Below are 20,459 nucleotides of genomic sequence, written 5' to 3' on the forward strand. Positions count from 1 at the left end.
GTCTCCTGCCGCTTAGGCTGCGGTTTTAGTGGTGTCGGCCAGTACGCCGCGCTTGATTTGGTCCAGCTCAATCGATTCGAACAGAGCGCGGAAGTTGCCCTCGCCGAAGCCCTGGTCGCCCTTGCGCTGGATGATCTCGAAGAAAATCGGACCGATCACGGTCTGGGTAAAGATCTGCAGCAGCAGTTCGCGCTCGGTCTCGCTGCTGTGGCCATCGATGAGAATACGCAGGCGGCGCAGCTCGTCGAGGTTTTCGCCGTTGCCCGGCAAGCGGCGATTCACCAGCTCGTAGTAGGTCTCGATGGTGTCCTGGAATACGATGCCGCCATCGCGCATCTGCTGGATCGACTGATAGATATTGTCGGTGCCCAGGGCGATGTGCTGAATGCCTTCGCCGTGATACTGGTCGAGGTATTCGGCGATCTGGGATTTGTCGTCCGACGATTCATTGATCGGAATGCGGATTTTGCCGCAGGGCGAAGTCATCGCCTTCGACTTCAGGCCGGTCAGCTTGCCTTCGATGTCGAAGTAGCGCACTTCGCGGAAGTTGAACAGGTTCTCGTAGAACTCTGCCCACTCCTTCATGCGACCGCGGTGCACATTGTGGGTCAGGTGATCGATATAGGTCAGGCCATTGCCGACCGGGTTGGCGACCGCGCCGGGAATAGCGACGAAGTCGACGTCGTAGATGGAGATGTCGCCGATGGCGCCAGGTGCGAGCTCGCCCTCTTTCGCGCCCTTGCCGCGCCAGCGGTCCACAAAATACAGGAGCGAATCGCCCACGCCCTTGATGGCGGGGATGTTCAATTCCATCGGGCCGTTCTTGTTGTCGAAGCCCCAGGCGCCCAGTTCAAGCGCGCGCTTGTAGGCAAACGCGGCGTCGTCAACGCGGATCGCAATGGCGCACACGGAAGGGCCGTGGGTGCGCGCGAAGCGCTGCGCGAACGAGTCTTTTTCAGCGTTGATGATGAAGTTGATGTCGCCCTGGCGGTACAGGGTTACGTCCTTGTGGCGGTGGCGCGCAATGGCGCTGAAACCCATTTGCTCGAACAGGGCACCCAGCGCTTTCGGATCCGGCGCCGCGTATTCGACAAACTCGAATCCGTCGGTGCCCATGGGGTTCTCCCAAGGCGTAAATTGCATGACAGTCTCCTGATTTTATTAGCGCACAGTATAGTCCCGCAGGTCCGGCATTAAATTCCAAACCACGCACGCGACGCGGCGATTTGAGCAATAATATTGCGTATAAAATGGCCTTTTGGAGAAAATATGTCAAAAATCGAGCTGGATAAAACAGATCGCAAAATTCTGGCGATTTTGCAGCAGGATGGGCGGTTATCGAATCAGGACGTGGCCGACCAGGTCAGCCTGTCGCCGTCGCCCTGCCTGCGGCGCATCAAGCGGCTCGAGGAAGCGGGCGTGATTCGCCAGTATGTGGCGCTGCTGGACCCGGCCCAGATTGGCCTGGGTTTGCTCGCGTATGTGAACGTGCGCCTGGAAAAGCACAGCGAGGGCTCAAGCAATGCGGCTGGCGCGCGCCGCCCTACCAGCTCGCCGCATGCCGATTTTGCGCAGTCGGTCGCGCACTGGCCGGAGGTGGTGGCCTGCTATGCGATGACGGGGGAGATGGATTATCTGCTGCGCGTGCACGTGGAGGACATGGACCACTTTTCGCGCTTCATGATGCAGACCTTGCTGATTCACCCCGCCGTGGCCGATGTGAAGTCCAGCTTTGCGCTGCAGCGGATCAAGGATACGACAGCGCTGCCGTTGATGTGAGCGCTGACCGACATCGCCCTCGCGAAGGCGGGGGCCCATACCACTTTGCAGAAATCGGTAGTGTGCAATAGGCCCCCGCCAAGGGGGGTGCCGAGCCCGAGGGCGATGTCGGTCAGCGGCGGGTGCCGAAAAACTTTTCAGCAAAGCGCTTGTTGGCCTTGAAGTTGTAATCGATCGTGGCAACCTGTTCCTCGATCGCTTCCTGCAGCATGCTCGCCGGGTTTGGCGGCAGCAGGCGCAGGTAGGCATCGGCTTCGCCGCGGTCACGCACAATCTTCATGCCGGCCTTCTTCGCAATATGCATCATTGTCTGGTTGGACGACAGATAATGCATATACAAAGTATCAACATCGGAATTGCGGCAATGGATGGCCGCCCGCTCGAACAGCTTGGAGCCGATCCCCAGGCCCCGTGCACTGGCCGACACCGACACCCCAAACTCGGCAATGCGGTCCTTGGTGGTGCTGGACGGGCCAGCCGGAATTTTGTCCTTGGGCGCAAACGCCAAGTGGCCAACCGCCACCAGCTTGAACACGCGGTTGTACACGCCATACACCGTGTCGTGGCTGAAATCGATGCGCCCCACATAAGCTTCAATTTGTTCGTCAGGCAACACAGTACCGAATCTGAGTAAGCGGTCACTATCGTCAAGCGCCAGGAAGTGCTTGAGCATGCGGCGGCGATCGCGCTCTTCCAGTTGCTTGACGAGCACGGTCCGTTTCGGTTTGTTGCTGCTTGGCTTGCCTAGCCAGCGGTTCAGATTTCCAGGCAAGATCGTTGAGAACATATTGTTTTTCCTGCTATTGTGCATCGCACCATTACCCACATTCTATAGGAATGCCGAGTTCGGTTTCGAGCGCGCACTCTAGCGCACCCTTACTGCATGGCCCGCTCCAGGGAAGCAAACAAGTCTTCAGGATCGAACACATTCAGCACCGCCGGGCTGCCGTCCGGACCGGTCACATCGATCACTTCGCGCACATGGGCCAATGCGCCCTCCCCGGCCAGCATGCGCGGGCACGGGCGGCGCTCGTCACCAGATACGGTGAGCAGATTGTCGACTGAGTCGACCAGCAGGCCATAGCATTCGTCGCCGCGCTCGACGATCAAGATCTTGCTGGCCTGTGGATCGGCCGCCGGGCCCATCCCGTACAGGCAGCGCAAATTGACGACCGAGATCATCTGATGGCGCAGATTGAGCACCCCATGCACGCAGGGCGGCAAACCAGGCGGCTTGACCATACCCGGACGCCAGGAAATGATCTCGCGCAGCTGGCCGATTTCCACAGCCCACGGACTATCCATCCCAAACACCACATACACGCCGCGATTGCGGGCCGAGCGCACGCGCTGGCCGCCGCCAGCTGCCTCGGCCTCGGCCTGGTACAGACGCACATGGCCGGTGCCAATTTCCACCAGCTCGGTCTGCGAGAAAATGCCCTCATGATTGAGGAACAGGATGTCGTCGCCCTCGGCGCGGCTGACGCAGCCAATGAACATGGCGGCACGCGCTTTTGACAGCAGCGGGATCGGCAGGACCTCGCCCACTTCGAAATGGAAGATCGAGTCGACCGAGTCCACCATGAAGCCGATCAGGGTCTCGCCGACCAGCGCCACCAGAATGCGGCGCTCGGGCGCAGCTGCCGGTTGGTGGGCGCCGAAGTGCAGCAGCGCGGCAAAATCGACCACTGCCACCGCATGGCCGCGGAAGTTGATGCGCCCCAGGCACAGGGGGCTGGTCATCACGCTGGGCATCAGCTCGGGCACCATGATAATTTCGCGGATGGCGCACATTTCAAAGGCAAACGCGGTACCGCCCACACTGAAGCTCACGCATTGGCGGCGCTGGGCGCGCCGCTCGAACTGGCGTCCCTCGGCGTGGCGGCCAATATTGCGCAGCATTTGGACATGCGGGACGTTTTCGATATCGGCCAGCGCGCTGGGGTCGAGAATCTGCAGCAGGCGCGCGCCGTCATCGAGCGAGATGGTGCCCGAAACGACTTTGCGGATGCGCTCATCGCGGTACTGCAGCATGCTGCGCTGCTCGGGACGCACGCGCAGCACTTCGCCCGTATCGTGAAACAGCACCCCGACCTGCACCTCGCCATGGTCGACGATGGCAATTTTGTGGGTGCGTTCAGCGGCAGGTGCCGCAGCGTCAAAAATACGCGCCAGATTCAGCACCGGAATGACCTGGCCGCGCAGGGTGAACACGCCTTCCAGAAAGGCTGGCGCCAGCGGCACGGGAATCATCTTGTCGGGGAAGTTGACCACCTCGCGAATGCAGCTGGCCGCGAGCGCAAATTCCTGCCCGCCCAGGTGGAAGGAGCCGAACAGTTCGAGCGTGGCGGACGACACCCGCGCCAGCTCAAGCGCGCGCGCCGCCACCATCTTGGTGGCCGGTGGTACGACCGCGGCGACACTCTTTAATTGTTCTTCAGAGACTTGCATGATCCAACTCCTGGGGGTGGCGATCGACCGAAGCGATCGAGACGCGGTAAGTGCTGCAGTCGATGCGCAGGGTACGGCCACGGCGCCCACCCACATCGCGCTGGGCCACCAGCAGCCCGTGGGCGGCAATGCTGCGATGCGCCGCCTCGACATTCAAGGGACCCACGCCACTCGACATGCCGGCCGCGCCCAGCATGTTGGCGCCGCCAGTGAGAATGACCTCGACCTGGTCCAGATCCTTCTGACGCAGCGCCATCATCGACATCAAACTTGGCAAGGCGTGGTTAACATAGCGTGCGCTCATCGCCCATGCACCTTCTTTCGAATCGGGCAGAAGGCAGTGCGCCAGGCCGCAGCAGCGACCTTGCGGCCATACCAGGGCGATGCCCACGCAGGATCCAAGCAGGCAAGCCAGGACATCACCAGCACGTCCGACCTGCACCGCGCCGCTGGCAACCTGAATCAAGTTGGTGCTCATGCGGCATCCCGGTGGTAAATATGGGCCTGCTGATATTGCAGGGCGGTGCCGAGGCGGGTAATTGACTCCTGCTCACCAAGCACCAGGCGGGCGCCGGGCGCCATTTGGCGCTGGACCTGTTCGAGGACCTGGCGCTGATTGGTTTCATCGAAATAAATCAGCACATTGCGCAGCATGACCAGATCGAACGGTGCCGCATCGAGCTTGCGCAGCAGATTGTGGCTGCCGAACTGGACGTGCTGTTTCAGTTCGGGGTTGACCGTGATGCGCGTGCCACTGCGCCGGCAATAGCGAGCCAGCAGCTGCGGGTGCGAGGCTTGAAAGCGCTCCACCGATCGCCCCTCATATTGGCCAGCGCGCGCCGCTTCGAGCGCCGTCGCCGAAATGTCGGTGCCCACGATCTGATAGCGGAAACCCGGATGGCGTTGCAAAAACTGCTCGCACAGCATGGCCAGCGAATAGGCTTCTTCACCCGTCGCGGCAGCGGCCGACCAGATGCGCAGGCAGCGAGCGGCGTCCCAGTGCGGCAAAAAATCACGCTCGATGTAGTCCCACACCGCGGGCGTGCGGAAGAACAGGGTGTCGTTGGTGGTCACCATGTCGATAAACACCTGCACCTCGGCGCCGCCGGCGCGCACCAGCGCCATGTATTGTTCGTAGCTGGGGATGGCCAGCGCGCGCAGACGCGGACCAAGACGGCCCTGCAGCAGCACGCTCTTGCGCTCATTCATGGCGATGCCGGTGTACTGGCGTACCAGGGCAATGAGCGCTTCGAGCGTGCGCTCGCTTAACTGCGCCTCGCAATCGGCCAACATGTCACACCTTGAACATCGACACGGTTTGCTGCAAGCCACCGGCGCTGTTGTTCAAGCCATCGGTCGAACGTGCGATGCTGTCGCAGGCGGCAGCCGACTTTTCGGTTTCCTCGGCGATGTACTGAATGGCGACTGACACTTCGCGCGCCGTGACCAGCTGCTCGTTGGTGGCATTCGAGATGTCCGAAATGGCTTGGGTGGTCTTGGCCACGCCCGCGACGATCTTGTCGAAGGCTTCGCTGGCCTGGCGCGAAATATCGCTGCCGACGGACACCCGCTTGACCGACTCGTTGATCAGCTTGGAAATCTCCTTGGTGGCCTGCGAAGAGCGCTCGGCCAGCTTGCGCACTTCATCAGCCACCACCGAAAAGCCCAGCCCGTGCTCGCCCGCGCGCGCAGCTTCAATGGCAGCATTGAAGGCCAGCATATTGGTCTGGCTGGCGATCTCGCTGATGACCTTGACGATTTCGCCAATGTCTTCGGATGAGCGGTTGATCAGCTCCATGGCTTCGATCGACTTGGCCACTGCCTTGGCGCCCAACTCCGCCTCGCCTTGCGTGGCCTTGGCCAGCTGGTCGGCGCTGCGGCTGTTGCCGGCGATGGAATTGATCGATGAAGTCAGGCCATCGATCGATGCATTCATTTGTTCAACGGTGGCACCCAGCGCCTGGGCACCGGATGCCACGCCGTTGGAACGCTCGGCAATCACGCGCGAGGACGTTGACAGACCACCCGCCGCTTCCACCACGTTGCCGATGACTTCACGCAGGTCGGTGATCATCTTCAGCACGCCCCCCGCCAGCTGGTCGATCGGGTCCTGCCCGCTCACCTTGATCTGGCAGGTCAGATCGCCATGGGCCGCGCGGCCTACAGATTCCAGCAGACGCGCCACTTTCTCGCTGTCGCTGGCTGCCTTGGAGGCGACGCCCTCTTCCATCTTGACCTGCTCGGTAATGTCGACGGCAAACTTGACTACCTTGTACGGCTTGCCATTGACGTCGAGGATGGGATTGTAGGTCGCCTGCAGCCACACCGCCTTGCCATTGTTACCGATGCGGCGATAGCGGCCCGTATCGAATTCGCCCCGATTGAGCTTTTGCCAGAATTTGCGGTACTCGGCGCTGGCCGCGTAGTCGTCTTCGCAGAACACACGATGGTGCTCGCCGCGGATCTCGTCGAGTTCATAGCCCACCACGGCCAGGAAGTTGTCATTCGCGTCCAGCACATGGCCGCTCATGTCGAATTCAATCATGGCCTGGGCCTTGCTGATGGCACTGACCTTGCCTTCGTATTCGGCGTTGCGCACCTTCAGCGCGGTCACGTCGGACGCATACTTGACCACCTTGAACGGACGGCCTTCGGCGTCGAAGATGGGATTGTACGAAGCGTTAAGCCATATCTCGCGCCCGCCTTTGGCCAGACGCTTGTATTCGCCGGTATCGTAACGGCCTTCACCCAGCCGGCGCCAGAATTCGCTATATGCGTCAGTGGCGGCGTACGCCGATTCGCAGAACATGCGGTGGTGTTTGCCGATGACGTCGGCCTGCTCGTAGCCGGTGGTGGCGAGGAAGTGATCGTTGACCGACAGGACCGTGCCATCGAGTGCGAATTCGATCACGGCCTGCGACTTGTAGATAGCATTGATCTTGCCTTCGAATTCAGCATGGGCGCGCTTTTGCGCGGTGATATCAGTGGCGAATTTGATCACGCGCACGGGCTTGCCGTCGTCGTCGAAGACCGGATTGTAAGACGCGTTGATCCACACATCGCGCCCGCTCTTGTGCTTGCGTCGATAATCGCCGCGATCAAATTCGCCCTGAGCCAGGCGGGCCCAGAACTGCTTGTATTCGGTGGTGGCGGTGTACACCGGGTCGCAGAAAATCGCGTGGTGCTTGCCCTTGACTTCGTCGAGAGCGTAGCCGAGCGTGTTGAGAAAATTTTCGTTCGCGTCGAGGATGGTGCCATCGAGGTCGAATTCGATGATGGCCTGGACCCGGTTCAGGGCCGTATGTATGGCCTGCATATCCGCTTGCGAACGCGCGGCTGATGGGGTGCTGTTCTTCATGTCCAAACCTCTTTTGTCGAGCAAAAATGAAATGCCAGCCAATACTGCTGGCGAGAGCGCTACATAACTTGCGTGACGTGGTTTGGGTCAGCGATCTGATCAGTCTGCTTGAAACGCAAGACGAGCAGAGCACGCGGCGAAAAATAAATCGCGAAAGATGCCAAACAAAAAAGAAATGCGTTGCGATGGGCCAACACAAAATCACCCAATATTCACACTTGGATAGTATTGGTTACAAAGGGGGGTGGCGGGTCGGTGTCAGACAGACAGACGGGCGTTGACCGCGTCTATGCGCGCCGCATGAACGGCTGCGGGAATGGCCGCCTTGTCATCGCCACAACGGGCGGCAACGTCACCGGCGGGAACGGCGCGTGCGGCTGTCAGCGCCGTGTGCAGGCGAGCCGCGGGCGCCCATGCAGCACCGGGTTGGCCACCATGCTCGCAGGCGGCGACCTCCAGCATCTGGACAAAGCGCTCAGGCTTGCGCAAGGCGTCGCAGCGCACCAGCAGCGCCACCAGATCGGCGGCAGTCAGACCGGCGGCATGCTGTACGACTGCGTCTTCGCGCGCATGCATGACGGCCAGATCGCGGCAGTCGCTCGGCACCTTGAGGCGGGCGCACACCGTATCGATTGATGCCAGCGCGGCGTGGGCGTCGTCGCCACCGAGCGCGCGCATTAAAACAGCAAAACGCCCGCACAGCGGCAGAGCGCAAGCGGCGGCGTGGTCCAGCATCTGCAGTACGGCGGGTGCAGCGCCCGCCGCACCGGGCCACAAAGCATCGAGTTCCGGCAGGATGCGCACCAGCGCGCCGCAGTCGCGCAGCACGGCAAACATGCGTGAGGGCCGCGCTTCCATCAGCCCCCGTGCCAGCTCCTGCCACACCCGTTCCGCGACTAGCGCATCGACTTCGCCGGCGGCGACCATGCTGCGCATCAGCGCCAGCGTTTCCGGCGCGACCGTGAAGTCGGCAAAGCGGGCAGCAAAGCGGGCCAGGCGCAAGATGCGCACCGGGTCTTCCAGGAATGCGTCGGAGACGTGTCGAAACACCTTGTCGCGCACATCGCGCTGGCCGCCGAACGGGTCAACCAGGGTGCCGTCGTCGGCGCGCGCCATGGCGTTGATGGTCAGGTCGCGCCGCACCAGATCTTGCTCAAGCGTGACTTCTGGCGCGGCGTGGAATACAAAGCCGCGGTAGCCGGGCGCGGTCTTGCGTTCGGTGCGCGCCAGCGCGTACTCCTCGTGCGTGACGGGATGCAGAAACACGGGGAAGTCCTTGCCAACCGGGCGGTAGCCCTGGGCCAGCATGTCTTCCGGGGTGGCGCCGATGACGACCCAGTCGCGGTCCTGCACCGGCAGGCCGAGCAAGCTGTCGCGCACGGCGCCGCCGACGATGTACGATTTCATGCGCTTAGTCCGGCACCATCACGGCGCGCGGTCGATTTCGTCGTCGTGAATGCCGGCGGTTTCCGTTTCGAGCAGGGCTTCGCTGACCCAGCGCGCCACGGCCGGGTGGGCCTGCATGCGGTCGCAGTAGGCTTGCAGCGCAGGCGCCAGCGCCACGCCGTAGGTGCGGAAACGCATCACCACTGGTGCGAAGAACGCATCGGCAATCGAAAACTCGCCAAACAGGAATTGGTGGTGGCCAAAGCGCGACAGGCACTCTTCCCAGATCTCGCTGATGCGGCCAATGTCGCCCTGCGCCTCGGGCGTGCGGCCGCGACCTGGCAAGTGACGCCGAATGTTCATCGACATGGCGCTGCGCAGGCCGCCGAAGCCGGAATGCATTTCCGCCGTGACGGAGCGGGCCATCGCGCGCGCGGCCACGTCCTGCGGCCACAAGTGCTTTTCAGGGAACTGCTCGGCCAGGTATTCGCAAATGGCCAGGCTGTCCCAGATCGTCATTTCGCCAGCGACCAGCACCGGCACCCGTCCGGCCGCGGAATACTCGGCGATGCGGCTGCCGGTATCGGGCTGGTCGAGCAGGATGCGCACCTCGGTAAAAGGAATGCCAAAGGCCGTCATCGCGACCCATGGCCGCATGGACCAGGACGAGTAGTTCTTGTTGCCGATGACGAGCGTCAGGCCTGCCTTGCGGGCGTCGAGCAGGGTTTGCGAGAGCGTGGGATCGAGTTCAGTCGTTTGCATGGGCGGTATGGGATTAGCGCCCGGCGCGGGCGCGGAATTCGTCGAAACGGTCGTGCGGCGACAAATAATGCGGCGCCACCGCCTCTAGTGGTGTCAGTTTAATACCTAACGCGGCCGCCGTGGTGGCCTGGATGGCCGGATCGACGACGTTATCGACCGTCATGGAGTCGAGATTGTCGCGCGTGAGCATCGGCATCCCGGGCAGCATTTCAAAGAACAGCGCCTGCAACCGGCCCAGCGCCTCGGGCACGCCAAACACCGGACGCTGATGCCCGGACCATGCCCCGACCAGGCGCACCAGTTCGGCCAGCGAATAAATCTGCGGCCCGCCCAGGTCATACACCTGGTGACGCGTGCGCGGATTGGTCAGCGCATGGAAGAACGCTTGCGCCACGTCGCCCACATACACCGGCTGGAAATCGGCATCGGCGGCAGGCACCGGCACGAACGGCAGGAACTTCTGCAGGCGCGCGAAGGTATTGAGGAAGTTGTCTTCGGGGCCGAACACCACCGAAGGCCGGAAAATCGTCGCCGCCACCGTGGGCTGCGAGCGCGCGGCCAGTTCGCCGTCTGCCTTGGAACGCAGGTACATGGACGGACCGTCGGCAGCGGCGCCCAGGGCGCTCATGTGCAGATAGCGCGGCACGCCTTGCGCGGCGCAGGCAGCCACAATGCGGCGCGGCAGCTCAACGTGGGCGCGCTTGAAATCAGGGCCATACGGCATGGCGCGGCGTGAATGCAGCAGCCCGACCAGATTGATGGCGGCATCGCGCCCGTGCACCATGGCGCGCAGCGCCGCATCGTCGTAGATGTCGGTTTCAATCACTTCCACGCGCGGCAGCGAAATCAAATGCTTGGCGCGCTCGTAGCGGCGGGTTGGCACGATCACGCGCGCGCCCTCGGCCGACAAGCGGGCCACCAGGTGGGCACCAATGAAACCGGTGCCGCCAAATACCACTACCGTCAAATCTCTCATCTTGTTTCTCGCTCTTGTGGGCTGGTTTTTATCGTGTCAATCAGGGCAGATCGCTGGGCGCATCGGTGCGCGGCGCAACCCGGCCCAGGCGCGCCTTGAGCGACTGCGGCCGGTTTTCAAACAGGGCCGCGTAATTGGTGGCGTTGGCCATCACGTTCTTCACATACACCCGCGTTTCCATGTAGGGAATCGACTCCGCAAAGACCGCCCCTTCCATGGGCTGCGACAGGGTGGCGCGCCAGGCCCGCATGCGTCCCGGGCCGGCGTTGTAAGCTGCCGTGGCCAGGGTTTGCGAGCCACCCGCATTGGCCAGCACCATGTTCATGTAGTTCGAGCCCAGCACCAGATTGGTGTGCAGGTCGTTGAGCTTGTCCTTGACGTAGTCGCCCAGGCCGATCTTGCGCGCCACGTATTGGGCGGTGGCCGGCATGACCTGCATCAGGCCCGATGCACCGACTGACGAACGGGCATCGGTCATGAAACGCGACTCCTGGCGGATCAGGCCATATACCCAGGCCTTGTCGAGCCCAAGCTGGTTGGTGGTGGGGCTGAGCAGCTCGATGTGCGGCGACGGGAAGCGCTGGGTGTAGTCGAACTGGGTGCGGGTGCGTTCGGAGGTGTGCACCATACGGTCCAAAATCTCGTTACGGCGCGCGAATTCGGCCGCGGCCAGCAGTTCGCGCTCGCTGAACTTGCGCAGTTCCCAGTTCCATTCGCGCGTGCCTTCGGGGCGCAGACGCAGGCTGAAGAACTTGACGGCGCGGCGCAAGCCCGCGTTGGCAGCAACCGGCACCAGTTCCTCGGTGGTGAGCGCAGGGCCGGGAGGTGGAATCGAAATTTTCTGGCCCAATTCTTCCAGCGCCAGCTGGCCATAAAAATTGTTCTGGTCGGCGATGCGCTGATACAGGGCCAGCGCGGCCTCGGGCGGCGACGCAGGATCGGTCTGCATGGCACGCGCCTGCCAGTAGGTCCAGGCACTCTGGCTGCGCAGCGGGGCTGGCATATCGGCGATCGCACTGCGCACGGTTTTCCAGTCACCCTGGCGCAGGGCGATGCGCGTTTTCCACTGCACCTGTTCGGCCGTGAGGGGAGCGCCAGCGCTGTTGCGCCAGTATTCGGCCGCATCGGGATCGAGCTTGAGCGACGCGGCGTGCGCCAGCACGGCCCAGCCAATGGCTTGCTCCTGGGATGACAGCAAGGGCAGGTTCTTGCGCAGCGCTACCGCTGCCAGCTTCAGGCTGGAACGGGCCATGCGGCTGATCGCCACCAGATAGATTTCGTGCTCGGCGCGGGTGGCACCAACGCCACGCGCCATGGCCAGGGCCGGAAAATCGACCGCCTGGGCCGCGTGGGCGTCGGACGCGCCCAGCAGCGTGGCAATGCGCCGTGCCGGCCCGGTGGAGGCGGTTTCGCCGGCCAGGCGCAGCTGCACCAGCAGATCGTTGACATCGAACTGGTTGGCCTGGGCCAGCGCCACCAGCAAGCCGTTGCAGGCGTCGCCATAAGCTTGTGGATTGACCAGCGCGGCGCGGGCTTCTTCGGTGACGCGCTCGCCCCGTGCCACGCGCGACATCAGGCCGTAGCAACGGACCTGGGTGTCGTCGTTCAGAACAAACAGAGGCAGCTGCTGGTCAAAATTGACCCAGTCGCGCGCCCGGCCCAGTTCCAGCAGCCAGTCGTTGCGCAGGCGGTCGGCGATGGCCGAACCCTGATAGCGTATGAGAAAACTGCGGATTTCATCGGGCGAGGTGCTCGCCAGGCGCGGTTTAAGCCGATAATACTCGACATACGACGGCAGCGGATACTGCTGCAGGCGGGCGGCGTACGTGTCGACGCGGGCCAGATCGTTCAGGCGCGAGGCATCGCGCAGCATGACGAAGGTGTCGTCGTCAGGATGGGGGCCAGTCAGGCCGCGTTCGGGCACACTGGGTGCGGCGGCAACGGGAACCTGGGCATGGAGTTGGCCAAGGCAGACCACGCCGAGCACCCAACCCGCAAACAATTTCGGCAAAAACTTCAAGATGACCTTCTATGTATGCTGTATTTAAAGAATGAGCGGCGAACCAAGAATACCATGCGGCGATGCAGCGCAACCAGCTCCCATCGCACACAACTCGGCAAGCAGTCACATGGTTGACACAACGATGGAAAAGGCCGCGCTGCGCAAGGCCCTGCTGGCCGCGCGCGCCGCGTTGACACCCATGCAAAAAGCCGCATTCGACGCGGCGATTTGCGCGCGCGTGCTGGCCTGGTGGGAGGCCAATCTGGCAGGCAGTAATGCCGTGCTGGGGGTGTACTGGCCGCTGCGCGGCGAGCCCGATCTGGCACCGGCCTATGCGGCCCTGTCGGCGCGCGGGGCGGCGCTGGCACTGCCGGTGGTGCTTGAGCGTGACGCGGCGCTGGGCTTTGCCGCCTGGACCCCGGGCGAAGCGCTGCTGCGCGACGCCATGGGCGTGGCGGTGCCGGCAGCGTTGCGGATGGTGGCGCGCCCGCCGGCGCTGCTGATTCCCTGCCTGGGATTTAACGCGGGCCGGTTCCGGCTGGGCTACGGCGGCGGCTACTACGACCGCACGCTGGCGCCGCTGCCGCGCCCACTGACGGTGGGCGTGGCCTACACCTGCCTGGCGGCCGACTTTGCCAGCGCCGCCCACGATGTGGCGCTGGACTTGATCATCACGGAAGCCTGAGGCTCAGGCCTTGACCAGGCGCTGCCACAGCGCCGTGGTGGGCGCGGCCTGGTTCATGCTGTAAAAGTGCAAACCAGGCGCGCCGCCGGCCAGCAGGCGCTCGCACAACTGGGTCACCACATCCAGACCAAAGGCCTTGATGGAGGCAGAATCGTCGCCAAAACTGGCCAGCTTGAGGCGCACCCAGCGCGGGATTTCTGCGCCGCACATATCGGAAAAGCGCATCAACTGGGTGTAGTTGGTGATCGGCATGATCCCGGCCACGACAGGCACATCGATGCCCAGCTTGGCGGTCTGGTCCATGAACGAAAAATACGCGTCTGCATTGTAAAAATACTGGGTGATGGCGGCATCGGCGCCTGCCTGGACCTTGCGCGCGAAGCTTTGCAGATCGTCCTGGGGCGAACGGGCCTGGGGATGGGTCTCTGGGTAGGCCGCGACCTCGATGTGGAACCAGTCGCCGGTTTCGGCGCGGATGAACTCGACCAGCTCGCTGGCGTAGCGGAACTCGCCGCCGCCACCGTAACCGCTGGGCAAGTCGCCGCGCAAGGCCACCAGACGGCGGATGCCATGCGCCTGGAACTGGTGCAGGATATCGCGGATCGACTCGCGCGAGCCGCCCACACAGGACAAGTGCGGCGCGGCAGTATGGCCTTCGGACATGATCTCGAGCACGGTGTCGAGGGTGCCCTGCTGGGTGCTGCCACCAGCGCCAAAGGTCACCGAGAAATACTGCGGATCGAGCTGGGCCAGCTTGGCGCGGGCCACGCGCAGCTTGTCGGCGCCCTCGGGCGTTTTGGGCGGATAGAACTCGATGCTGAAATTATGATTGGCCATCTTTTTTCAGAAGTAAGGTCGACAGGGCCCAGGAAATGATGCTGTAGACAATGGAAGCGAGGAAAGCCGACCAGAAACCGGTCACGGCAATGCCTGGCACCAGATTGGTCACGCCCCAGAACAGCAAGGCATTGAGGACCAGAATGAACAGGCCCAGCGAGAGCAGGGTCACCGGCAAGGTCAGCAGGACCAGCAGCGGACGGATCAAGGTATTGACCAGACCCAGCACCAAGGCGGCAAGGATCGCGGCGCCAAAGTGGGTGACGGTGACAGAGCTGAGCAGGAAAGGCAGGGCAAACAGTGCCGCCGCGTTGATCAGCCAGGTTAGCAATAAGCGCATGGAGAGCCTGAATTATCGGGGGAAAAAAGCGGTGCTGTCCCCGCGCGGGGACAGCGCCGCATCTTGCTTAGTAGCGGTAGTGATCCGGCTTGTAAGGGCCTTCCTTGCTGACCGTGATGTAAGCGGCTTGCTCGTCGGTCAGGACGGTCAGTTGCGCATTGAGCTTTTTGAGCTGCAGGCGCGCCACTTTTTCATCGAGGTGCTTGGGCAGCACATACACGCCGACCGGGTACTTGTCGCGGTTGGCGAACAGTTCGATCTGGGCGATGGTCTGATTGGCAAACGAGGAGCTCATCACGTACGACGGGTGACCGGTACCGCAGCCCAGATTCACCAGACGGCCTTCGGCCAGCAGAATGATGCGCTTGCCGTTCGGGAAGATCACATGGTCGACCTGGGGCTTGATGTTTTCCCAGGTGTACTTCTTGATCGACGCAACATCGATTTCATTGTCGAAGTGACCGATGTTGCAGACTATGGCCTGGTCCTTCATGGCCAGCATGTGCTGTTCGGTCAGGATGTGATAGTTGCCGGTGGCGGTCACAAAGATGTCGGCGTGCTCGGCCGCGTAATCCATGGTGACCACGCGATAGCCTTCCATGGCTGCCTGCAGGGCGCAGATCGGATCGATTTCCGTGACCCAGACCTGGGCCGACAGGGCGCGCAGCGCCTGGGCCGAACCCTTGCCCACGTCACCATAACCAGCAACCACGGCAACCTTACCGGCGATCATCACGTCGGTGGCGCGCTTGATGCCGTCGACCAGCGATTCGCGGCAGCCGTACAGATTGTCGAACTTGGACTTGGTGACCGAATCGTTGACGTTAATGGCAGGGAAAGCCAGCTTGCCTTCCTTGTGCATCTGGTACAGACGGTGCACACCGGTGGTGGTTTCCTCGGTCACGCCCAGAATTTGCGGCAGACGCTTGGAATACCAGGTGGCATCCTTAGCCAGGTGCGCCTTGATCGAATTGAACAGGCAGATTTCTTCTTCCGAACCGGGATTGGCCAGCACCGAGATATCGGTTTCCGCGCGCGTGCCCAGATGCAGCAGCAGGGTCGCATCGCCACCGTCGTCGAGAATCATGTTCGAGTACACCGGCTGGCCGGCTTCGCTTGGCCACTCGAAGATGCGGTGGGTGTAATCCCAGTATTCATCCAGCGTTTCGCCCTTGACGGCGAACACCGGGGTGCCGGCGGCAGCGATGGCGGCAGCGGCGTGGTCCTGGGTCGAATAGATGTTGCACGAAGCCCAGCGCACCTTGGCGCCGAGTGCCTCCAGAGTCTGGATCAGCACGGCGGTCTGGATCGTCATGTGCAGCGAGCCGGTAATGCGGGCGCCTTTGAGGGGCTGGGACGCGGCGAATTCCTCGCGGATGGCCATCAGGCCCGGCATTTCGGTTTCAGCGATCTTGATTTCCTTGTCGCCCCAGGCGGCCAGGGAGATGTCGGCGATGTGGAAGTCTTGCGAAGTTTTGAGTACGGCGTTCATCACGCCCTCCTTTCAGTTAGAAAAAAGTAACGTGAGCGCAGTTGCGGTAGAAGTCCCGAGCCTGGCGAAAATTGTGTTTTCGTCGCAACGCTCCTCGGAACGGCCAAGTATACCAGCTTCTCCCCCACCCCGCCATCGCCACCCCAAAAGCAACACCGGGGTCAGACCTCAATACTGCAAGATTGCACGACGACCAAGATATCGGCGCTTGGGCCCGCTTCGGGACGCCGCTCGGCGCGATTTTCGGCGCATCCGGAACGCGAAGCGGGCGTATATTCGCGCTTCCACAACGAATTCGTTGCAGTATTGAGGTCTGACCCCGATTAAAAAATAAATGGGGCGTAAAAAAACCGGGGCGGGCCCCGGTTTGGCTGGTCCGGTGAGGGACCGTGTCTGGCTGCAGACCAGCTGTCTTAGGACAGGCCGGCTTCGGCGCGCAGCAGCGCGACTTTGTCGGTCCGCTCCCAGGTGAATTCGGGCTCTTCGCGGCCGAAGTGGCCGTAGGCGGCGCTCTTTTGGTAAATCGGACGCAGCAGGTCGAGCATCTGGACGATGCCTTTCGGACGCAGGTCGAAGTGCTCCATGACCAACGCGGCAATTTTTTCGTCGGAGATCACGCCCGTGCCTTCGGTGTACACCGTGATGTTGATCGGCTTGGCCACGCCAATGGCGTAGCTGACCTGCACCTGGCACTGGCGCGCCAGACCGGCTGCCACCACGTTTTTGGCGACGTAACGGGCCGCGTAGGCTGCCGAACGGTCCACTTTCGATGGGTCTTTGCCGGAGAAGGCGCCGCCGCCGTGCGGGGCGGCACCACCGTAGGTGTCAACAATGATCTTGCGCCCGGTCAGGCCGCAATCGCCTTGTGGACCGCCAATGACGAAGCGGCCGGTCGGGTTGACCAGGTAGCGCGTGCCCTGCAGCCATTCGGCCGGCAGCACTTTTTTGATGATTTCTTCGATGACCGCTTCTTCGATCTGGCTGTGGCTCACTTCCGGCGCGTGCTGGGTCGAGAGCACGACGGTGTCGACGCCAACCGGGCGACCGTCAACGTAGCGCAGCGTGACCTGGGACTTGGCATCCGGACGCAGCCATGGCAGGCGGCCATCCTTGCGCAGCTGCGACTGGCGCTCGACCAGGCGGTGCGCGTAGTGGATGGCGGCGGGCATCAGTTCGGCGGTTTCGTCGCAGGCATAGCCAAACATCAGGCCCTGGTCGCCGGCACCCTGGTCAAGGTCGAGACCGGCGCCTTCGTCCACGCCCTGGGCGATGTCGGGAGATTGCTTGTCATAGCAGACCATGACGGCGCAACCGCGGTAATCGATGCCGTAATCGGTGTTATCGTAGCCAATGCGCTTGATGGTTTCGCGCGCAACCTGGATGTAGTCCACATTGGCGTGGGTGGTAATTTCGCCCGCCAGCACCACCAGACCGGTGTTGCACAGGGTCTCGGCAGCCACGCGTGCTTTCGGGTCTTGCTCGAGGATGGCGTCCAGAATGGCGTCGGAAATCTGGTCGGCGACTTTGTCGGGGTGACCTTCCGAGACGGATTCGGACGTGAAGAGATAATCGTTTGACATGCAATGCTCCTGATACTGTTCAGATTGAAGTCGCAGTAACCGGGGCCTGCGACGCTTTAGCGACATTTATATTCCGCTTCGCAAGTTGTCTATTAACTCGGCGGATCCTGCACTACGTGGTATTTTACGCGCTTTGAAGAATTTTGGTCAGGCAACTGACCATTTATGATCGCTGCTCAAACCCATGCTTGTACATTTATTCCGTTTGTTGTCGAAGCTACCATTGCGCGTCCTGCATTGGCTCGGCAGTGCCATCGGCTGGCTCGTGTATCTGGCCTCGCCTTCGTACCGCAAGCGCTTGCGCGCCAATCTGGAAGGCGCCGGGTTTGGCCAGCATCTGGCTGCGGCCGTGGCCGAATCGGGCAAGGCGATCGTGGAACTGCCTTTTGTCTGGTGCGCCCCGCCTGAAAAGGTCGCTGCCCACGCCACCGATGAAAACTGGGATTATGTGCAAAGCGTGCTCGACAGCGGGCGCGGCATTGTCTTTCTGACACCGCATCTGGGTTGCTTTGAAATTACTGCCCAGCAGATCGCCTTGCGCACCAAGCTGACCGTGATGTACCGGCCGCCTAAAAAAGCGGCACTCAAGCCGCTGATCGAAGGGGCCCGTGCGCGTCACAATCTGCACCTGGCGCCAGCCAACCTGTCGGGCGTGCGGATTCTGGCCAAGTGCCTCAAGCGGGGCGAGCCGATCGGGGTCTTGCCGGACCAGGTGCCGCAGGAAGGCGAAGGCGTCTGGGCGCCGTATTTCGGCCGCAGCGCTTACACCATGACCTTGCCCGCCAAGCTGGCCCAGATGGGCGACGCCGCCGTGATCCTGGTGTACGCCGAACGGCGCCCGGCCGGGGCGGGCTTCATCGTGCGCTTCGTGCCTTTCGAAGGCCCCCTGAGCGGCACCGCGCAGGAACAGGCCACCATCATCAATGGCGCCATGGAGCAATTGATTGCACGCTGCCCGGCCCAGTATTTCTGGAGCTACAACCGCTACAAGCAGCCCGACGGCGTGGCCGCGCCCGACGCGCAGGTGGACGCGTGAGGCTGGCGCTTGGCCTGATGTGGCTGCTGCACTGGTTGCCGCTGCCGCTGCTGGGACGCTTTGGCGCTGCTGTCGGCAGTGTGCTGTTTGTGCTGCTGCGCAAGCGGCGCCGGATTACGCTGATCAACTTGCGGCTGGCCATGCCGGAACTGAGCGAGCAGGCACGCGTGCGTCTGGCGCGCCAGCATTTCCAGGCGTATTCGCGCAGCGTGTGGGAGCGTGCCATTCTGTGGTGGGCGCCGCAGTCGCGCTTGCGCCGCCTGATCCAGGTCGAGCCGGGCGTGCCACTGGACCAGATCGCGGCCGGCCCCACCATTTTGCTGTGCCCGCATTTTGTGTGTCTGGATGTGGCCGGCGTGGCGGTCATGTTGGAGTCGTCTTTGTGCTCCATTTATGTGGCGCAAAAGAACAAGGCCTTCGACGATGTGCTGCGCCGTGGCCGCTCGCGCTTCCGCCCGGTACAACTGTTTTCGCGCAAGGAGGGGGTCAAGCCCATCATCCGCGCCATGCGCGACAAGCTGCCTTATTTCATGCTGCCCGACATGGACTTTGGCGCCAAGGATGCCGAATTCGTGCCGTTTTTCGGGGTGCCCGCGGCCACCCTGACGGCGCCGGGCCGCATCGCCTCGGCCACCGGCGCGGCCATCATTCCCGTGGTGGCCACCTTCCTGCCCGGCTACCGCGGCTACAAGGTGACGTTTTACCCGGCCTGGGACAATTTCCCGGGTGAGCACATGGTGGCCGCGGCGCGCCGCATGAATGCCTTCATCGAGGAGCGCGTACGCGAGGCACCGGCCGAGTATTTCTGGACCCACAAGCGCTACAAGACCCGGCCCGAAGGCGAGACCTCGCCCTACGCCTGAGCCCTTGCTCGGCTATACTGGACGGCATGAAAATCCCGTTCACCAAAATGCATGGCGCCGGCAATGATTTCATTGTGATCGACGCCACCCGCCAGGCCCACGGCTTGTCCGAGACCCAGTGGCGCCAGCTCGCCGACCGCCGCTTCGGCATTGGCGCCGATCAGATCCTGGTGGTCGAGCCAGCCACCACGCCAGAGTGCGACTTTCGCTATCGCATTTTTAACAATGATGGTGGCGAGGTCGAACAATGCGGCAATGGCGCGCGCGCCTTTGTGCGCTTTGTCACTGACAAGGGCTTGACCAGCAAGGCGGCGATCCGGGTTGAAACCATGAAGGGCATCATCACGCCGCGCCTGGAAGCGGACGGCAGCATCACGGTCGACATGGGCGCGCCTGTGCTCACGCCGGCCGAGGTGCCGTTTGACGCTGCCGGGGCCGCCAGCGAGCAGCAAGGCAGCGACACCCTGTTCCGCCTGCCCTTGCGTCTGGATGGCGCCGAGGCCAGCGTGCTGGTATCGGTAGTCTCGATGGGCAATCCGCATGCGGTGCAGGTGGTGGCCGATGTCGAGCGCGCCCCGGTGGAACAGATGGGGCCGCAGATCGAGCACCACCCGCGTTTTCCGAACCGCGTGAATGCGGGTTTCATGCAGATTATCGACCGTCATCACATCCGCCTGCGCGTGTATGAACGGGGTGCCGGCGAAACGCTGGCCTGCGGCACGGGGGCGTGTGCGGCCGTGGTGGCCGGCATCCGGCGCGGCCTGCTCGATTCGCCGGTGCGCGTGTCGGCCCGCGGCGGGGAGCTGCGCGTGGCGTGGCAGGGCCCCGGTGCACCGGTCGCCTTGAGCGGCCCCGCGGTGACCGTTTTTGAAGGCGAAATCACGCTGCCTTGAACCAGGGCGGCCGGCGTCA

At 62.7% G+C, this 20,459-nt stretch carries 19 protein-coding genes and 1 riboswitch; of the genes, 5 read left to right on the top strand and 14 right to left on the bottom strand.

Annotated features, from left to right (window positions below; genetic code table 11):
• Nucleotides 1–12 precede the first annotated feature (12 nt).
• Nucleotides 13–1,143: a 4-hydroxyphenylpyruvate dioxygenase gene (gene hppD / locus BUC24_RS19320; RefSeq protein WP_073220464.1), complete on the bottom strand. Its 1,131-nt coding sequence runs from the start codon at nt 1,141–1,143 to the stop codon at nt 13–15.
• A 126-nt stretch (nt 1,144–1,269) separates the two neighbouring features.
• On the opposite strand from hppD, the gene BUC24_RS19325 reads away from it, so the two are divergent.
• Nucleotides 1,270–1,779 carry an Lrp/AsnC family transcriptional regulator gene (locus BUC24_RS19325; protein ID WP_073220467.1) on the top strand — a complete coding sequence of 170 codons (510 nt, stop codon included), beginning with the start codon at nt 1,270–1,272 and terminating at the stop codon, nt 1,777–1,779.
• A gap of 112 nt (nt 1,780–1,891) precedes the next feature.
• Here the strand turns inward: BUC24_RS19325 and BUC24_RS19330 are convergent, their stop codons facing one another.
• The 9 genes from BUC24_RS19330 to BUC24_RS19375 form a co-directional block, all read right to left on the bottom strand.
• On the bottom strand, nt 1,892–2,566 hold the full coding sequence (locus BUC24_RS19330) for a GNAT family N-acetyltransferase (protein WP_073220470.1): 675 nt from the start codon (nt 2,564–2,566) through the stop codon (nt 1,892–1,894).
• Between the two features lie 89 nt (nt 2,567–2,655).
• On the bottom strand, nt 2,656–4,230 hold the full coding sequence (locus tag BUC24_RS19335; protein ID WP_229448434.1) for a chemotaxis protein CheW: 1,575 nt from the start codon (nt 4,228–4,230) through the stop codon (nt 2,656–2,658).
• Nucleotides 4,217–4,708, bottom strand: coding sequence for a chemotaxis protein CheD (locus BUC24_RS19340; protein WP_073220473.1), 492 nt, complete (start codon nt 4,706–4,708; stop codon nt 4,217–4,219). The genes BUC24_RS19335 and BUC24_RS19340 overlap by 14 nt, the downstream gene beginning before the upstream one ends.
• Nucleotides 4,705–5,523, bottom strand: coding sequence for a CheR family methyltransferase (locus BUC24_RS19345; RefSeq protein WP_083599038.1), 819 nt, complete (start codon nt 5,521–5,523; stop codon nt 4,705–4,707). The genes BUC24_RS19340 and BUC24_RS19345 overlap by 4 nt, the downstream gene beginning before the upstream one ends.
• Before the next feature lies 1 nt (nt 5,524).
• Nucleotides 5,525–7,588, bottom strand: a complete 2,064-nt coding sequence (locus tag BUC24_RS19350) for a methyl-accepting chemotaxis protein (RefSeq protein WP_178372584.1) — start codon at nt 7,586–7,588, stop codon at nt 5,525–5,527.
• Between the two features lie 258 nt (nt 7,589–7,846).
• Nucleotides 7,847–8,995, bottom strand: coding sequence for a multifunctional CCA addition/repair protein (locus BUC24_RS19360; RefSeq protein WP_073220476.1), 1,149 nt, complete (start codon nt 8,993–8,995; stop codon nt 7,847–7,849).
• A gap of 18 nt (nt 8,996–9,013) precedes the next feature.
• The gene (locus BUC24_RS19365; protein ID WP_073220479.1) at nt 9,014–9,736 is read right to left on the bottom strand and encodes a glutathione S-transferase family protein; all 723 of its coding nucleotides are present in this window, start codon (nt 9,734–9,736) and stop codon (nt 9,014–9,016) included.
• Nucleotides 9,737–9,749: 13 nt separating this feature from the next.
• Nucleotides 9,750–10,712: a complex I NDUFA9 subunit family protein gene (locus tag BUC24_RS19370; RefSeq protein ID WP_073220482.1), complete on the bottom strand. Its 963-nt coding sequence runs from the start codon at nt 10,710–10,712 to the stop codon at nt 9,750–9,752.
• 40 nt (nt 10,713–10,752) lie between these two features.
• Entirely contained in the window at nt 10,753–12,723 is a 1,971-nt protein-coding gene (locus tag BUC24_RS19375) for a lytic transglycosylase domain-containing protein (protein ID WP_073220485.1), read from the bottom strand.
• A 118-nt stretch (nt 12,724–12,841) separates the two neighbouring features.
• Between BUC24_RS19375 and BUC24_RS19380 the strand changes: the two genes are divergently transcribed.
• Nucleotides 12,842–13,399: a 5-formyltetrahydrofolate cyclo-ligase gene (locus BUC24_RS19380; RefSeq protein WP_229448436.1), complete on the top strand. Its 558-nt coding sequence runs from the start codon at nt 12,842–12,844 to the stop codon at nt 13,397–13,399.
• Between the two features lie 3 nt (nt 13,400–13,402).
• On the opposite strand, the gene metF is transcribed toward BUC24_RS19380, so the two are convergent.
• The 4 genes from metF to metK all read right to left on the bottom strand — a co-directional run bounded on the left by metF (nt 13,403) and on the right by metK (nt 17,648).
• The gene (gene metF / locus BUC24_RS19385) at nt 13,403–14,236 is read right to left on the bottom strand and encodes a methylenetetrahydrofolate reductase [NAD(P)H] (protein WP_073220492.1); all 834 of its coding nucleotides are present in this window, start codon (nt 14,234–14,236) and stop codon (nt 13,403–13,405) included.
• Entirely contained in the window at nt 14,223–14,576 is a 354-nt protein-coding gene (locus BUC24_RS19390; protein ID WP_073220495.1) for a phage holin family protein, read from the bottom strand. Before BUC24_RS19390 ends, metF begins: the two co-directional genes overlap by 14 nt.
• 67 nt (nt 14,577–14,643) lie before the next feature.
• Nucleotides 14,644–16,068 (bottom strand): adenosylhomocysteinase, encoded by a 1,425-nt coding sequence (ahcY, locus tag BUC24_RS19395; protein ID WP_073220498.1) that lies wholly within the window; start codon nt 16,066–16,068, stop codon nt 14,644–14,646.
• 26 nt (nt 16,069–16,094) lie between these two features.
• A riboswitch (S-adenosyl-L-homocysteine riboswitch) is annotated at nt 16,095–16,170 on the bottom strand.
• Nucleotides 16,171–16,481: 311 nt separating this feature from the next.
• Nucleotides 16,482–17,648, bottom strand: a complete 1,167-nt coding sequence (gene metK, locus BUC24_RS19400; RefSeq protein WP_073220501.1) for a methionine adenosyltransferase — start codon at nt 17,646–17,648, stop codon at nt 16,482–16,484.
• A gap of 184 nt (nt 17,649–17,832) precedes the next feature.
• On the opposite strand from metK, the gene BUC24_RS19405 reads away from it, so the two are divergent.
• From BUC24_RS19405 to dapF, 3 genes are read left to right on the top strand one after another with little or no spacing between them, the layout of a single operon-like run.
• On the top strand, nt 17,833–18,684 hold the full coding sequence (locus BUC24_RS19405) for a lysophospholipid acyltransferase family protein (RefSeq protein ID WP_073220503.1): 852 nt from the start codon (nt 17,833–17,835) through the stop codon (nt 18,682–18,684).
• The gene (locus tag BUC24_RS19410; protein ID WP_073220506.1) at nt 18,681–19,547 is read left to right on the top strand and encodes an LpxL/LpxP family acyltransferase; all 867 of its coding nucleotides are present in this window, start codon (nt 18,681–18,683) and stop codon (nt 19,545–19,547) included. The genes BUC24_RS19405 and BUC24_RS19410 overlap by 4 nt, the downstream gene beginning before the upstream one ends.
• Nucleotides 19,548–19,573: 26 nt before the next feature.
• A complete protein-coding gene (gene dapF, locus BUC24_RS19415) occupies nt 19,574–20,440 on the top strand; it encodes a diaminopimelate epimerase (RefSeq protein WP_073220509.1) in 867 nt (288 codons plus the stop codon).
• The last annotated feature ends 19 nt before the right edge of the window (nt 20,441–20,459 follow it).

The sequence above is a fragment of the Massilia sp. CF038 genome (genome assembly GCF_900129765.1).
In the GTDB taxonomy this organism is placed as follows: Bacteria; Pseudomonadota; Gammaproteobacteria; order Burkholderiales; family Burkholderiaceae_D; genus Telluria_A.